Annotated in this window: 14 protein-coding genes; 7 read left to right on the plus strand and 7 right to left on the minus strand. The window is 71.0% G+C overall.

The features are described 5' to 3' along the window. Positions 1-342: 342 nt before the first annotated feature. Positions 343-1,230 (plus strand): DUF559 domain-containing protein, encoded by an 888-nt coding sequence (locus Q0444_RS04695; protein ID WP_291079473.1) that lies wholly within the window; start codon positions 343-345, stop codon positions 1,228-1,230. Positions 1,231-1,509: 279 nt separating this feature from the next. On the opposite strand, the gene Q0444_RS04700 is transcribed toward Q0444_RS04695, so the two are convergent. From Q0444_RS04700 to Q0444_RS04710, 3 genes are all read right to left on the minus strand, one after another. Continuing rightward, positions 1,510-2,232, minus strand: coding sequence for an HAD family hydrolase (locus tag Q0444_RS04700; RefSeq protein ID WP_291079472.1), 723 nt, complete (start codon positions 2,230-2,232; stop codon positions 1,510-1,512). Further along, positions 2,229-2,780 (minus strand): TetR/AcrR family transcriptional regulator, encoded by a 552-nt coding sequence (locus Q0444_RS04705; RefSeq protein ID WP_291079471.1) that lies wholly within the window; start codon positions 2,778-2,780, stop codon positions 2,229-2,231. The genes Q0444_RS04700 and Q0444_RS04705 overlap by 4 nt, the downstream gene beginning before the upstream one ends. A gap of 79 nt (positions 2,781-2,859) precedes the next feature. Next, a complete protein-coding gene (locus tag Q0444_RS04710) occupies positions 2,860-4,470 on the minus strand; it encodes a GMC oxidoreductase (protein ID WP_291079470.1) in 1,611 nt (536 codons plus the stop codon). A 120-nt stretch (positions 4,471-4,590) separates the two neighbouring features. Between Q0444_RS04710 and ppk2 the strand changes: the two genes are divergently transcribed. The 5 genes from ppk2 (at position 4,591) to Q0444_RS04735 (ending at position 9,901) form a co-directional block, all read left to right on the plus strand. Further along, the gene (gene ppk2 / locus Q0444_RS04715; protein WP_291079469.1) at positions 4,591-5,499 is read left to right on the plus strand and encodes a polyphosphate kinase 2; all 909 of its coding nucleotides are present in this window, start codon (positions 4,591-4,593) and stop codon (positions 5,497-5,499) included. A gap of 90 nt (positions 5,500-5,589) precedes the next feature. Then, complete coding sequence (locus Q0444_RS04720) at positions 5,590-6,630, plus strand: enoyl-CoA hydratase/isomerase family protein (RefSeq protein ID WP_299021768.1); 1,041 nt, start codon at positions 5,590-5,592, stop codon at positions 6,628-6,630. Between the two features lie 57 nt (positions 6,631-6,687). Beyond that, positions 6,688-7,482, plus strand: coding sequence for a WecB/TagA/CpsF family glycosyltransferase (locus Q0444_RS04725; protein WP_299021771.1), 795 nt, complete (start codon positions 6,688-6,690; stop codon positions 7,480-7,482). Positions 7,483-7,557: 75 nt separating this feature from the next. After that, entirely contained in the window at positions 7,558-8,151 is a 594-nt protein-coding gene (locus tag Q0444_RS04730; RefSeq protein ID WP_291079820.1) for an acyltransferase, read from the plus strand. Beyond that, entirely contained in the window at positions 8,141-9,901 is a 1,761-nt protein-coding gene (locus tag Q0444_RS04735; RefSeq protein WP_291079818.1) for a glycosyltransferase, read from the plus strand. The genes Q0444_RS04730 and Q0444_RS04735 overlap by 11 nt, the downstream gene beginning before the upstream one ends. A 22-nt stretch (positions 9,902-9,923) precedes the next feature. Here the strand turns inward: Q0444_RS04735 and Q0444_RS04740 are convergent, their stop codons facing one another. After that, entirely contained in the window at positions 9,924-11,273 is a 1,350-nt protein-coding gene (locus Q0444_RS04740) for an O-antigen ligase family protein (RefSeq protein WP_291079816.1), read from the minus strand. 2 nt (positions 11,274-11,275) lie between these two features. After that, positions 11,276-11,983 carry a hypothetical protein gene (locus Q0444_RS04745; RefSeq protein ID WP_291079815.1) on the minus strand — a complete coding sequence of 236 codons (708 nt, stop codon included), beginning with the start codon at positions 11,981-11,983 and terminating at the stop codon, positions 11,276-11,278. Between the two features lie 114 nt (positions 11,984-12,097). Here Q0444_RS04745 and Q0444_RS04750 point away from each other — a divergent pair, with 114 nt between their 5' ends. Next, positions 12,098-13,378 carry a hypothetical protein gene (locus Q0444_RS04750; protein WP_299021779.1) on the plus strand — a complete coding sequence of 427 codons (1,281 nt, stop codon included), beginning with the start codon at positions 12,098-12,100 and terminating at the stop codon, positions 13,376-13,378. Positions 13,379-13,381: 3 nt separating this feature from the next. On the opposite strand, the gene Q0444_RS04755 is transcribed toward Q0444_RS04750, so the two are convergent. After that, positions 13,382-14,521 (minus strand): glycosyltransferase, encoded by a 1,140-nt coding sequence (locus tag Q0444_RS04755; protein WP_299021782.1) that lies wholly within the window; start codon positions 14,519-14,521, stop codon positions 13,382-13,384. Beyond that, on the minus strand, positions 14,518-14,783 hold a 266-nt coding region (locus Q0444_RS04760), incomplete at its 5' end, for a hypothetical protein (protein ID WP_299021784.1). The genes Q0444_RS04755 and Q0444_RS04760, both read right to left, overlap by 4 nt.

Raw genomic sequence — 14,783 nt, forward strand, 5'->3', positions numbered from 1 at the left:
CCGTATGCCTGCGCGGCTCTTCGCACCTGTCGAGGCGGGGGGCGCCGCGCTGCCCCCCCGCCGGGGACCCCGCGGGACCGCCCCCCCCCCCCCGGAGGCGCCCCACGCCGGCCGCCGGGGGCGCCCCCCCCCGGGCCCCGCCCCCCCCCCCCCCCCCGCCCGCCCCGCCGCCGATTGGTAGCAGCCACGGACGCATTGGTCGCGGGCAGGTGGCTCGATCGGGCGTGCGGCCGCACTGAGTGCTACCAGCTTCGGCCGAGCGCCTGTGGATGGTCGTCGACTCCCTCCACAACCGCGGCCCGGGGCCCGAATGCGCGTCGCGTCGCGCCCCATGATCGACACGTGACCTCGAATCAACCCGCGAGACCATTCATCGGCAGCGAGGCGCTGGCGGCAGGCCGCGTCACCACCCATTCCCTGCGTTCCGCGCACCGGAGGATCTTCCCGGACGTGTACTGCCGGGCGTCCGGACCCATAGACCCGACCACCCTCGTGTCAGCGGCCGCGCTGTGGGCGCCGTCGGGATCGGTCGTGGCCGGGTTGGCGGCCGCGCGCCTGCACGGCGAACGCTGGTACTCCCCGGAGTCGGTCCGACGGGAAGTGGACATCTACACGCTCGGGCCGACACACGCGCCGCGCGGAGTGCGCGCGAGACGACTGCGGAGTGCGCTCCCCGGCGCGCAGCTCCACGTCTGCGAGGGGATCACGGTCACCTCCGTCGCGCGCACGGCGGTCGACGTGGCACGGTGGGAGGACGACGACGAGCGGGCGATCGCCAAGATCGACGCGCTCTGCAACAGGACGCAGACGGACGTGTCCGAGGTGAGATCACTGGCGTCCTCCCTCGGCGGGCTGCACGGGTTGCGACGGGTTCGGGGGCTGCTTCGCGACGCCGACCATCGCGCGGACTCCCCCAGGGAGACCAGGCTGAGGCTCATCCTCGGCGGAGCGGAGTTGCCGGTCCCGATCCCGCAATTGATCATCTACAACGAGTACGGGGTGAAGATCACCGTCGCGGACTTCGGGTATCCGGAGCAGCGGGTCGCGATCTTCTACGACGGCGAGGTGCACCGTCGACGATCCACCTGGGAGCACGACGCCCGGGTGAACGCCGAGTTGGCGGAACTGGGTTGGCAGGTGGTGAGGGTGACCGCCCAGATGCTGCGGAACCACGCGACGGTGATCCGTCAGATCCAGGCCGCATTGCGTCGCGGGCAGTCGGCGCCGTGAGGCGGTCCGAGACATGCTTGGGAGCCTGCGTTGCCTGCGGGCAGAGCCTGCGTAGGGAGCCCGCGTCGGGAGCCTGCCGAGCCCGTCACCGGAGCGTGTCGGCGGCGATTGGTAGCACTGAGGGCGGCCGCACGGCCCGCCGGGCGATCTGGCTGCGACCAGAGTCGTCGCCGTTGCAACCAAGTCGCGGATCAGCGGGGGAGTGGGGGCGGATCGGCGGGGGAGTGGGCGCGGATCAGCGGGGGAGTGGGGGCGGATCAGCGGGGCGGTGCGGGCGGATCAGCGGTGGGGGGTGTGGGGGGTGGGGATGGCGGCGTGGATGGCGGCGCGGAGGGCGTCCGGGTTCGTGAGGTCGGGCAGGACGGCGTGGGCGCCGGCCGCGAGGAGTTGCTCGGCGGAGACGTGGCCGGTGGCGATGGCGACGCAGGGGGCCCCGGCGTCGAGGGCACCGCGGACGTCGTGCACGTGGTCGCCTATCACGACGGCGGTGGACGCCGAGACGTCGAGGCCTGCTCTGCGGGCGGCGGCGACGGCGTCGCGGACGAGGTCGGCGCGGTCCATGTGGTGATCCCCGAACGCCCCGAGGGAGGGGTCGGGCAGGCTGTCGAACCCGCAGAGCCGCAGCTTGAGCAGGGCGGTGCGCCGCATGTTGCCCGTGACGATCCCCTGGTGCAGCAGCGGGTCGTCGGCTAAGGCGGCGACCGCGTCGTGGGCGCCGGGCATGGGGCCTCCGCCGGCGGCGAGGAGGTCACTGCCGAGGGCGTCGCAGCGCTCGGCGACGGCATCCATGAGGGAGAGGACCACCTCGTCGAGCGGTTCCGTGACGTTGCGCGCGAGCAGATCGGTGAGGATCGCGCGGTCGGTCCGGCCGGCGAACGACGCCCCCATGACGGGGTCACGTCCCAGGAAGGCGGCAAGCGTGGGGGTGATCATCCGGGCGCCGAAGCCGGCAGGATCGAGCAGGGTGAGGTCGAGGTCCCACAGGACCAGGATCGGCCTCACGACGGTGTGCCGACGACCGGCGCCAGCCACTCCGTGAGGAAGTCGCGCAGTTCGGCGTCGGATCGCGAGTCGGGGTCGTCCAGGCACAGGACCGACCAGCCCACGTGCACCCCGATGTCCGCCACGAACTCGATGCGGCCGGCCAGTTCGGGGAACCGCCGGGCCGCGGGGGCGAGCAGGGCTACGCAATAGGCTCGCGCGCGCTCGGCGGCACCCGGGTCGAAGATCGGGTTCGCGGTCCCGGAGAGCGTGAGCACCCGCAGCAGGGGGTCGCCCAGGATGCGGCGGCGGGCCTGGACCACGATCTCCACGAGCAACTCGAGCGGGGACCCGACGGACTCGAGGAGGTCCGTGAAGGCCCCGGAGAGCGTGGTCAGCCGGTCGGTCACCGTCTGCGAGACGAGGTCCTCGCGGGACCCGAAGATCGAGTACACCGTCTGGCGGCTCACCCCGGCGCGCTTCGCCACGCCCGCGATGGTGACGCCGTGGAAGCCGGTCTCCCCGATCACGTGGCGGGTTGCTTCCAGGATGGCGTCTCGGGACCTCACAGCCGCCAGTATCCCGCCGGGTGGGCCCGGCCGCAGCCGGACCGCCACCGTCGGGCCGTGGACCGCCCCGACTCCGGCGCTAGATGACGCCGCCCACGTCGTGTCGGACGATCCGGTCGAGCGCGCGCTCGGCGATCGCCGCGATGGTGAGTGACGGGTTGCAGGCGGCGGTGGTCCCCGGGATGAGGGCGCCGTCCACCACGTACAGCCCGCGTTGTCCGAGGACGCGCCCGTCGATGTCACAGACCCGCCCCATCGGCGCGCCGCCCAGCGGGTGCCAGGTGGAGTTGACGAAGGCGTTGGTGTCGGTGAGGTGGCTGCTCGGTCCGACGATCGTGCGCGCGGTCCGCTCGATGTGGCGCCGTATGCCGGAGTCGCCGGCGGCGGGCCAGCGGATGACGCCCCGGTCCTGGGCGGGGTCGTAGACGATCCGGCCGCGGTCGGCGCTGACGCCGTAACCGACCAGCATGGTGGTGTGCAGGTCCGGGCCGAACGGCGGCGTCGAGGCCTGGATGACGGTGTGCGCGGTGGTGGGGTCGGACCAGTTGAGGCTGCCGTAGACCACCGGCCCGCCCTGGACGGCGCCGAAGTCGGCGGTGGGGTCGGTCCAGGCGTAGATGCGGTCGGCGTTGGTACCCCAGCCGTCGCCGACGGACTCGGGCAGATCGGACACGGCGCCGGTGGCGGCGGCGCGGGTGAGCAGGGTGGCGGTGCCCACCGACCCGGCCGCCAGCATGAGCGCCGGGGCGCGCATCGTGAGGGTCCGGACCACGTTGCCTGCGGTGTCGAGTTCCTCCACGTCCAGCTCCCACCGGCCGTCCGGCGAGCGGCGCATCGCGCGCACGTCGTGCAGGGGGCGGACCTCGACGAGGCCGGTGGCCTCTGCCTGGGCGAGGTAGGTGACGTCGACGGAGTGCTTGCCGCCGTTGTTGACGCCGAACGAGCCGTCGCCGTTGGTGTAGGACGGTCGCATCTCGCCGCGCAGCTCGGCCAGGGCGTAGTCCCAGTCGATGGGCATGGGGATCTTGCGCAGGGGCAGGCCGGCGGCGCGGACGCGGTCGGCGAACACGCGGGAGGCGGCGTACGGGCGCGATTCGATCAGCTCGTCGGGGGCCTCGGCCAGGCGCAGCACCCGGGACACGCGCGGGTAGTACTCGCGGTCCATCTCGCGCCAGTCGATCGCGCCGGGGAACCAGGTGCGGAACAGCTCCTCGGTGGGTTGGAGCGCCATGCCCTGGTAGATGAGGGAGCCGCCGCCGACGCCGGTGGCGCACACGGAGGTCATGTTCTCCCCCACGGAGGCGTCGAGCAGTCCGGTGTAGCGGGGGAGGTCGACGCGGCGGCCGAAGATCTCGGGTGCGGAGCGGAACCACAGCGCGCGCTCGTCCGGGGCCGAGGCACTGGGGAAGGTGCGGGCGTCCGGGCCGGTGGGCCACCGGCGGCCACGTTCGAGGACGACGACGGGGACGCCCGCGGTCGCGAGCCGGAGCGATGCGACGCCGCCGCCGAATCCGCTGCCCACCACGATGCACCGGTGGTCCTGCACCTCGTGGGGGATGCGACCGGGGGCGGCGGACCCCGGGCCGGCGGGGTCGGCGGGCCGCGCGGCCGCGGAGGCATCGGCGGCGAGGGCGGCGATCCCGGCGGCGGCGACGGAGCCGAGGAAGCCCCGGCGGGAGATGTGCGGCATGCGTCCCTCTCTGCCGGCAGGTGTGACGGGTGTCACGTGAAAGTAGACAGTCCCCCCTCGGGGTGTCAAGTTGCGGGCATGTGGTCGGTCGGCCGCGGCGGGGCCGTAGGATCGGTGGCCATGGGCAGCAAGAAGGACGTCAAGAAGTCCCCCTCGACGAACGGCGACGACGCCTCTCCGGGGAGCGGTGGCAAGAACGGGTCCAAGAAGAACGGGCAGCTCCCCAGCGGCCTGGAGAAGCTGCCCAAGAAGGCCTACGAGAACGAGCTCGAGCGAATGCAGGCCGAGCTCGTGGAGATGCAGGCCTGGCTCAAGGAGAGCGGCAACCGTCTCGTGGTGGTGTTCGAGGGGCGTGACGCCGCCGGTAAGGGCTCCGCGATCAAGCGCATCACCCAGTACCTCAACCCCCGGCACGCCCGCGTCGTCGCGTTGCCCGCGCCGACCGCGGTGCACAAGACGCAGTGGTACTTCCAGCGCTACATCGAGCACCTGCCGGCGGCCGGGGAGATCGTGATCTTCGACCGCTCCTGGTACAACCGGGCGGGGGTGGAGCGCGTGATGGGCTTCTGCACCACCGACGAGTACCGCCGCTTCCTCCACCAGGCGCCCATCTTCGAGCGGCTGCTGGTGGAGGACGGGATCATGCTGCGCAAGTACTGGTTCTCCGTCTCGGACGAGGAGCAGGAGCGTCGCTTCCGGGACCGTCACTCCGACCCCATGCGCCGGTGGAAGCTCTCGCCGATGGACCTGGAGTCCATCAACCGCTGGGAGGCCTACAGTCGGGCCAAGGACGAGATGTTCGTCCACACCGATATCCCCGAGGCCCCCTGGTACACGGTCGAGTCGGAGGACAAGAAGCGCTCGCGGATCAACGTGATCTCCCACCTGCTCTCGACCGTCCCGTGGGAGAAGCTCGATCCGCCGTCGTTCGAGATCCCCGAGCGGCCCGCGAGCGCCAACTACGAGCGGCCGCCGCGCGAGGAGTTCCGTTACGTGCCCGACGTGGCCTCGAACCTGCTCGACGGGTGACCGGGTCCGGCCCGGCGGCCGGGGGCGGCGTGAGGTAGGAATTCCTAGTATCCCGGCGACGGTCCGCGCGCCGCCTGACACACTGGGGCCATGAGCGAATTCGTCATCACCCGCCGCGAAGGCCGGATGCAGCACATCGTCCTGGACCGCCCCAAGGCCCTCAACTCCCTCGACCTGGACATGTGCCGGGCCCTGCACTCCGCGCTCGACGCGGCCGCCGGGGACGCGGGCATCGAGGCCGTGGTCACGACCAGCACCTCGGAGAAGGCGTTCTGCGCGGGCGGCGACATCCGCGCGCTGCGCGACGCCGCGGCCGCCGGGGAGCACCAGGTCAACCGCGAGTTCTTCTCTGAGGAGTACGCGATGGACCTCGCGTACCACACGCACGGCGTGCCGACGGTCGCGGTGATCCACGGGGTGGCGATGGGCGGCGGGCTCGGCATCTCGATCAACGGCTCGCACCGCGTGGTCACCCGGAAGGGGATGATGGCCATGCCGGAGACGGCCATCGGCTTCATCCCCGACGTCGGCGCCAGCCACTTCCTGCCCCGCCTCTGCGGCGGCGGCGCGCGCGGCCTGGCCGTGGGGATCTACCTCGGCACGACGGGTGTGCGGATGAACTCCGCCGACGCCCTCTACACCGGTCTGGCCACCCACCTCGTCGACGACGACGAGCGCGACGCTTTTGTCGCCGCCATCGGCTCGGAGGGGCTGGAGGCCGCCCTCTCGCGTTTCGGCCTCGATCGCTCCGCGGCCGGGGAGTCCGCCGTCGAGCGCCACATCGAGCGCATCGAGGACGTCTTCTCCCGCGACACCGTGCAGGAGATGATCGCCGCGCTCGAGTCCGGGCAGGACGAGTGGGCCACCGCGACGCTGGAGATGCTGCGCTCGCACTGCCCGACGTCGATCGTCGCGACCATCGAGCTCCTGCGCGCGGGGGCGGAGGCGGGGGACCTGCGCGAGTGCCTGGACCACGAGCTCGCGCTGGGCGGCTGGATCACCGCCCGCCCCGACTTCGTTGAGGGCGTCCGGGCCGTGGTGATCGACAAGGACCGCAACCCCACCTGGGACCCGGCCGACCTCGACTCGGTGGACGTCGACGCCATCCGCTCCGCGCTCGCCGGGAGCTGAGCGGGTCCGGACGTCCACCGAGCCCACGAGCCGGGCCGCACCGCGTACCCTCGCCGAATGGACCACCAGCAGGCGATCGGGGGGTCTGATCCCATGGCAGCCGGGATGCGACTCGCCGGACTCACCGTCACCCGTGCGACGCAGGCCGACGTCCTCACACGCATCGGAGACTCGCTCGGACAGGGCACGTCGCCGCCGCTCGCCATAGGCTCGGTCAACCTCGACCACCTCCACCACTTCCCGGCCGGTACGGGAGCCCGGCCGGGAGCAGATGAGGTCGAGTGGCTGTGGCTCGCCGACGGGATGCCCGTCGCGTGGAGGGGCAGGGCCCTCACGGGGCGGGCCTGGCCCCGGGTGACCGGAGCAGACCTGCTCCCCGCGATCCTCGGCCTGGCGGAGACCGCCGGCGCCCGCGTCGGATGGCTGGGTGGGACCCCATCCATGCACGACGACCTCGCCGAGGTGCTCGCGCGGCGCTGGCCGCGACTCGACGCCGGATCGGTCTGGACCCCGATCCGGGCCGAACTCGACGACGCCGCCGGCGCGGACGCGATCGTGAGGGACATCGCGGCCGCACAGGTGGACATCCTGGTGGTGGCGCTGGGCAAGCCGCGTCAGGAGCAGTGGATCGACTCCCAGGGCGCGCTGTCCGGCGCGCGGGTGCTGCTCGCCTTTGGCGCGTCGGGGGACTTCCTGGCGGGACGGGTCGCGCGGGCGCCGGGATGGATGCAGAACGTCGGCGCGGAATGGCTCTACCGGCTGTACCGCGAACCACGACGGCTCGCGCGCCGCTACCTCGTGGAAGCCCCGCAGCAGCTCACGGTGCTGCGGCAGGCGTCCCTGGATGCATGACCTACGCGCCCGGTTGTTGACCTAGGCTGAGGCGACCCGGGGCGGGGGGGCCGCCCACGGCGGCAGGGGGCGCAGATGTCGGACAGTCCTGGTTTCTTCACCCATTCCCACGCCTTGTGCGAGAGCCGGGACATCGGTCCGCGGACCCGCGTCTGGGCCTTTGCCCACATCCTTCCCGGCGCCTCCGTCGGCGCCGACTGCAACGTCTGCGACCACGCGTTCATCGAGTCGGGCGTGGTGGTCGGCGATCGCGTGACGGTGAAGAACCGGGTGCTGCTCTTCGACGGCGTGACGGTCGAGGACGACGTGTTCCTGGGGCCGGCCGTGGTGTTCACCAACGACCTCAGGCCCCGCGCCGAGATCAAGAAGAGCGGGGACGCGCTGACCCGGACGCTCGTCCGCCGGGGCGCCACCCTCGGCGCGGGGTGTGTCGTGGTCGCGGGTCACACCGTGGGGGAGTACAGCTTCACCGGGGCCGGCAGCGTCGTCACCCGCGACCTCGCGCCGCACGGGTTCTACGTCGGGAACCCCGCCCGCCTCAGGGGCTGGGTCTGCCGGTGCGGCGAGCGACTCGAGGCCGACCTCGGGTGTCGATGCGGCCGCCGCTACCGGCGGGTGGACCCGGACACCGAGACGGCCGGCCTGGAGGAGGTGCGGGATGGGGGCTGACCGCTCGTTTCGGGCGGCCGACCAGCACGCCGACGTCTGCGTGGTGATCGTCACCTACAACAGCGCGGCGGACATCGGGTTGCTGCTCGGCGATCTGCGGCGGGCCGCGGACGCTCTCGCGATCCGCGTCGTCGTCGTCGACAACGGCTCCGCCGACGGGACCCGTGACGTCGTGCGGGCGGGTGGCACCGACATCGACCTGGTCGAGGAACGCAACATCGGGTACGCCGGCGGTGTCAACGCCGCCACCCGCCGTCCCGGTTCCTACCGCTACCAGGTGGTGATCAACCCCGACCTGAGGTTGCCGGACGGCGCGCTCGAGCGGTGGGTGGACTCCGCACGTCGGACCGGCGCCGCCGCCGTGGCTCCCGCGATGGTGGACTCGGACGGCTCCCTGCACCGGTCGCTCCATCGGGAGCCCACCCTCCTTCGGGCCCTCGGCGACGCGCTCCTCGGGGACCACCTGCTCGGGCGGCCGTCGGCATTCACCGAGCGCGTGTCCGATCCACGGGACTACTCGCGTCCGGGGACGGCGGAGTGGGTGACCGGCGCGGCGCTGTTGGCCCGGCGCGACGTGGTGGAGGCGGTCGGCCCGTGGGACGAGCGCTTCTTCCTGTACTCCGAGGAGACCGACTACTGCCGACGGATCCGCGAGCTCGGACACGAGATCCTGTTCGATCCCGACGTGACGGTCGTTCACCACGGTGCCGGTTCCGGGACGTCGCACGAACTCGACACGCTGCTCGCCGTGAACAAGGTTCGCTACGCGGCCAAGTGGCACGGCGCCGCGTACGCGGACCTCCTGCGTCTCGTGCTGGTGCTGGCCGCGCTGCTGCGGTATCGCCGGCCGGGCTCTCGCCACACCCGGATCACGCTGCTGGATCCGGCCCGGTGGGACGCCCTCCCCAAGGCCGAGGGGAGTCCCGCGCACGTGCTACCGCCGCGGGCCGCCTCGGTCGTCATTCCCGCACACAACGAGGCGACCGTGCTCGCCCGCACCCTGGATCCGCTGGCCCACGCCGCCGAGAGGGGTGCGCTCGACGTCGTGGTGGTGGCCAACGGCTGCACGGACTCCACCGCCCGGGTCGCGCGCTCCTTCCCCGGCGTCAGGGTGCTGGAACTCGCGGACGGGAACAAGGCGGCGGCCCTCGATGCGGGGCTCCGGGCGGCGTCGTGTGTTCCGTGCCTCTTCCTCGACGCGGACATCGTGCTGACCGAGAAGTCGGTCCTCGACGTGGTGGGGGAGCTTGGTGAGCCCGGCGTCCTCGCCGCGCGACCTGACCGGGTGTTCGACGCCTCCGCGTCGACGTTCCTGGTCCGGCGCTACTACCGGTGCCGCAGTCGGGTACCGATGCTCAACGCGTCACTCTGGGGCGCCGGCGTCTACGCCCTGGGCGGCGCCGGCCTCGACCGGATCGGGTCTTTCCCCGATGTCGCCGCCGACGATCTCTGGCTCGATCTGCAGTTCTCGCCGGCCGAGTGCCGGGTGGTTCCGACCGACCCGGCGATCGTCACCACGCCGGTCGGCGTCGCGGACCTCACGCACACCCTCAAGCGGATCTACCGCACCAATCGCGCACTGTCGGACGAGGGCGGGGCGCCCTCCACCGCCATGGCGGTGCTGCGCACCGTCCGGGGTCCCGTTTCCGCGCTGGATGCCCTCGTCTACCTGTCGATAGCGGCTCTCGCTCGCCTCAGGCTCGGCCTGGACCCGGCCGAGCGGTGGGAGCGCGACGAGTCGAGCAGGTGAACCGCACGGCCTCCGCTTCTCCTCACCGCCCGTGGACCAACTTCCCACGGTGCAACCGACTCGGTCGGTCGGATGCGACGTGCGCGGACCTGGTCCACAGGAGCCCGTAGAGGACAAAGAGAATCGCGCTCACCTGCTGGAACGCGAGGAGATCGAACGTCACCATGGATACCGTCACCGCGGCGAACGACGCCCCCAGCGCGTAGGCCTCATCCCGCGACCCGGGACCGGAGCTGCGGCGAAGTGCGGTGGCGAGGCCTACGAACCCGGCGATGACGAACAAGGCCAGGGCGACGACTCCCACCACTCCGCCCTGGATGACGGCCTGCAACCACTGATTGTCGAGGATCTGGTACTCCGGGTAGGGGTTACCTCCCAGGCCCATCCCCACCCAGGGATGCTCGGCGAACATCGTGCCGACCCACGCGTAGTCGTCGGTGCGGGTGGTGATGCTGTCATCCCGACCGGCGTCGAGCACCGAGGAGATCAACGACGCGACGGGGCCGGGATAGACGAGGCGGTAGGTGACGGCCACGATCCCTCCGACCACCACCGCGTTGAGCAGGAACCTCACCGACTGACCCACGGCGTACACCGCGAATGCCGCCACCACGGCGACGAGGCCGGTCCGGGACACCGCCAGCGGCAGGGCGAGACAGGCCACCGCGAGGGAGAACGCCGCCCATCTCCGCCGGCGTGGGGTGAGCGCGAACCGGGCCATGTGGAGTGACAGCGGAATGGTCGCCGCGGACAGCACCACGAACTCGATCGCGTGCGACGACGTGCCCACCACCCGGACCGCCGAGCCGCGCGCGATGATCTCCGTCTCCGGAACGCTGTTGACGAACCCCGGTGGGACGAACAGGTTGCGGATGTCGGCTCCGATGAAGCCCTGCAGGACGCCGACACACATCGCCCACGTGAGCCCCAGGAGAAGAGCGCCGACGAGGTAGCGCTTCTGCCGCGCGTGCGTGACGGTCATGATGATGTAGAGCGCGATGAACGCGTAGGCGACGGTCGCTATCGCGATGCGGTCCTTGTTCGCCTCGACCTCGGCACCGCCGAGGGAGAATTCTCCCATGAAGTAGGTGAGCAGTTGGAGAACGAGGAAGCACACCATCAGCACCGCTCCGGGGTTGGGTGACCGCAGTGGCCCGACCCTCCGTCGCGCGAACCGCCAGAGCACCACCACCAGCATCGCGAGCGCGAGTAGCCGCGCCGGGCTGCCCTGCCCCCGGAGCGGTCCCGGCAGCACTGCGGCCGCGGGGACCAGTGGCACGATCAGGCACAACAGGACCCCAAGGAGCGGGATCCGGTCGGCGCGGAGCCGCTCGGAGCGCCACCAGTCGGAAACGCGCAGGTCGGCCGACATCTCTAGCCCCGGTGACGGCCGGGCACTTCTCCGCCGTCGGCGTCCGCGGGAGACGGCGGCTCGGGGGTATCGGCATCGGTGAGGCGGTCTCCTTCCCCCTGGTCCCGCAGCTGTGATCTCGTCCGTCTCAGATCCCAGTACACGCCCGCGAGGACACTGATGATCAGGCCCAGCCCGACGATGCCCGCAACCAGCTTCATTCGACCCGGCCGGAGCACGTCGATGACCGGAGTGCCGCTGACCTGGTAGATCACACCGTAAGCCCGTTCGGGTATGCCCGCATTCGCCTGGATCCGGTTCAACTCGTCCTTGGCGAGTCGCTGCGACATCGTCACCGCCGACTCGGCGGTGTCCCGGTCGTGAGCGGACGCCACGAGATTCACCATCGGCATCTGGCCGCCGGGAACCGCGACCACCGCCGCGGCGAAGTCGGTGGCGCCCGTCGAGTCCTCGATCTCCCGGGCGACCGTGGGGGAGGAGAGGCCCGCGGCGGTGAGGTTGGCCAGCATGATCGTTCCGCCGTTGTTGATGATTCCGTTCCCCTCCCCGCCCGAGACGGGAGAGGGCGCGAGACCGACAACGGTTGAGGCTCGGTACACGGTGGGCACGGCGAGGTAGGCGGCTCCCGCCAAGGCCAGCGTCAGCACCATCAGGGGGACGGTCACGTACCAGCGTCTGCGGCAGGCCCGCGCCACATCGAAGAGGTCCATTCTGTCTTGTCCCCAATCCGCTGACGTGGTGAGTGAGTCGGAAGTGGGCCGGCTGCAGGAACTGGCCCGTGGAAGCTCTTCCGCGAGCGCGACGGTGAAAGTACCCTAACACGAATGGTGCCGCGGAGAGGGAAGCTCGTAGCGGCCTCCGTTCTGACAACGGCGCTGGTCGCGGGCGGTTGCGGCGCGTCGTTCGGCGGTGCGGGCGCGAATGGGAACGGAGTTCACACGCTCCCTCGCATCGCGTGGGAGGGCGGTCCCGAGTACTGGTCGAGGTTCGCGAACGCGGGAGACTGGACGGATCCGGGTTTCTTCCCGATCGGCCTCTGGTACGGCACGATCGACGATGCGGATCACGCCCGGGCCGACAAGGCCGCCGGCCTCACCTTCTACACCGGCGGACTGTGGGAGAAGACGGACTTCGCGGCACTCCGCCAGTCCGGGATGTACTGGGTGGGCGGCCGGGTGAATCCCACCTTCGACGACACGTCCCGGTACTGGCCCGGGGTCCTGCTCGACGATGAGGTCGACGGGCGTTTCACGCCGGCCGAGGGCTTCGCGCACCTCGATGAACGCAGGAAGGCGATGACGACCGACGATCAGTTCTCATATGCGAACTTCACCAACATGGTGGTCGGCCCCGAACTTCCGCTCGCGGACCGGCTCCGCTACGTGAACACGTTCGCCGATGTCGTCAGCCTCGACATGTACTTCTACACCGTGCCCTTCTGCGCCGCGGGGGACGCCTACCGGGGTCACCTCTACGACGGCCGGATCCCCGAATCGACCTGCCGCACCGCGTCCAGTTACGGCAGGTTCGTGGGGGCGCTGCGGGACCTGGACGCACGGGACTCCCGTCTCGTGCCCATCTGGAACTTCGTCGAAGTGATGAGCGGTGCCAACGACGACGGAGCGTTCGTCCGCTACATGGAGCCCGAGGAGATCCGCGGCGCGGCTATGTCGTCGATCATCAACGAGGCGCGCGGAATCGTGTGGTTCCAGCAGTCGCTCGGCGGCCCGTGCAAGAGCACCCAGCCGGTGCGTCAGGCGCAGGAACTCGGTGAGGCCTTCTGCGGATTCCGCCAGGTCGAAGCCATGACGCTCATCAATCGACAGATACTCGAGCTGGCCCCGGTCCTGAACACCCAGTCCCTCCAGTGGCACGCCGCGGACGAGTCCCAAACGATGCTGAAGGTGCACGAGGGGCAGGCGTATCTCTTCGCCATGACCGACGGCGGGACCGGCACCCGAACCTTCGCCCTGCCCGGTGGCCTGGACGACACCGCCACGGTGGTCAACGAGGACCGCACGGTGAAGATCGACGATGGTCGGCTGACCGACGATTTCCCCACCGAATCCACCTATCACGTCTACCGGATCGCCCTGCGGGAGTAGACCTCACGCGCCAGGGTGGCGGACGCCGTCGATGGACGTGAGCAGCTCCTGTGCGCGGCGCGCCCAGGAGTGGCTGCGCGCCAACTCTCGGCAACGGTCAGCGAGCTCGACCGTGGACTCGCCCCGGCGGACCGCCTCGACGCGTGACCGCACGGCCGACACGAAGCCGACTGTGCCCTCTGCCGTCTCCACGCACTCGGATCCGATCCACCGGGACGCCGGAAGATCGGAGGAGACCACCGGGACGCCGGCCGCGAGGTAGTCGAAGGTCTTGAGCGGGAAGCTCGCGCGGTTGAACGCAGTGTCCGCATACGGGGCCAGCCCGACCGCGAGGACGCCGATCCTCGAGCACAGCTCATCGGCAGGAATCCGGTCCGTCCACTCGACGAGGTCGTCCGCGGCGAGCCGATCCAACCGTCGTCCGAACTCCGGATCACGGTCCGACCGGGGCCCGATCAAGTGCAAGCGGATACCCGCATCCACCACTCCCTCCAAGAGCGATAGGTCCAGGCGTTCGTTCAGGGTCCCGACGACCCCGGCCTCCGGCACCCGGCGGGCGGGTTCGGTCGTGCACACCGGAGGCGCGCCGTTGGGGAGCACGACCGCGGGTGTCGTCACCGGCATCCCCAGCGACTCGATCCGTCCGACCAGTCCCGGACTGACAGCCGCGATGCGGTCGGCCTCCCGTGCGGTCCGAGAAAGCGTCCGTCGGAGGTACCGGGGCGACAGACCCATGAGGCTCGCCCCGGAAATCCAGTCGTCGGTCACGTAGAGCACACGCCTCCCGGTCACCCCGGGCGGGAACCCGCCCGTGGGATTGGCGACGACGACGGCGCGGGTTCGGAGGCTCCCGCCGACCGCGCGTCGAACAGACGTCTCTGTGGTGATCCGCGTCAGCGCGCGGACCGGCCACCGGGTGAATCCGGGTAGACCGGGAATCCTCACCCGGCGGACGCCCGGAGCCACCTCCTCCCCGGTCCGGGGGTCGGGGCGCCACCGCGACCAGCCACCACGCCGCGGCGGGTCGACCCAGAGGACATCGGCCCGGCGTCCGAGTTCCAGGACCATGCGTTTGTCGGTCCCGGTCATGTCATCCCAACCGACACCGGCGATCCAGACGATCGGCTCCCTCGGATCCGTCATGACGCGGCTTCCTTGTTGATCGCGGTGACCGGCCGCGAGTTGAAGTCATCCTCCGCCGTCGTGCCACGGAGCCTCCGGATCCGCTTGCGCACGTAGTACCGGGAGTATCGGCAGAGCGCGGCGGCCTCATCGAGTCGCCGTCGCGGGGAGGGGTGCGCGATCGCGTCCCGGTAGACCCGCTCCTGGATCGCCGCGGCTCTGGTCAGGGCGCTCGATGTCAAGCTCTGTTGAGTCAGTGGTGCTAGTTGGCGGGGAGTTCTTC

It is taken from the genome of uncultured Dietzia sp., from assembly GCF_937873725.1.
GTDB lineage: Bacteria > Actinomycetota > Actinomycetes > Mycobacteriales > Mycobacteriaceae > Dietzia.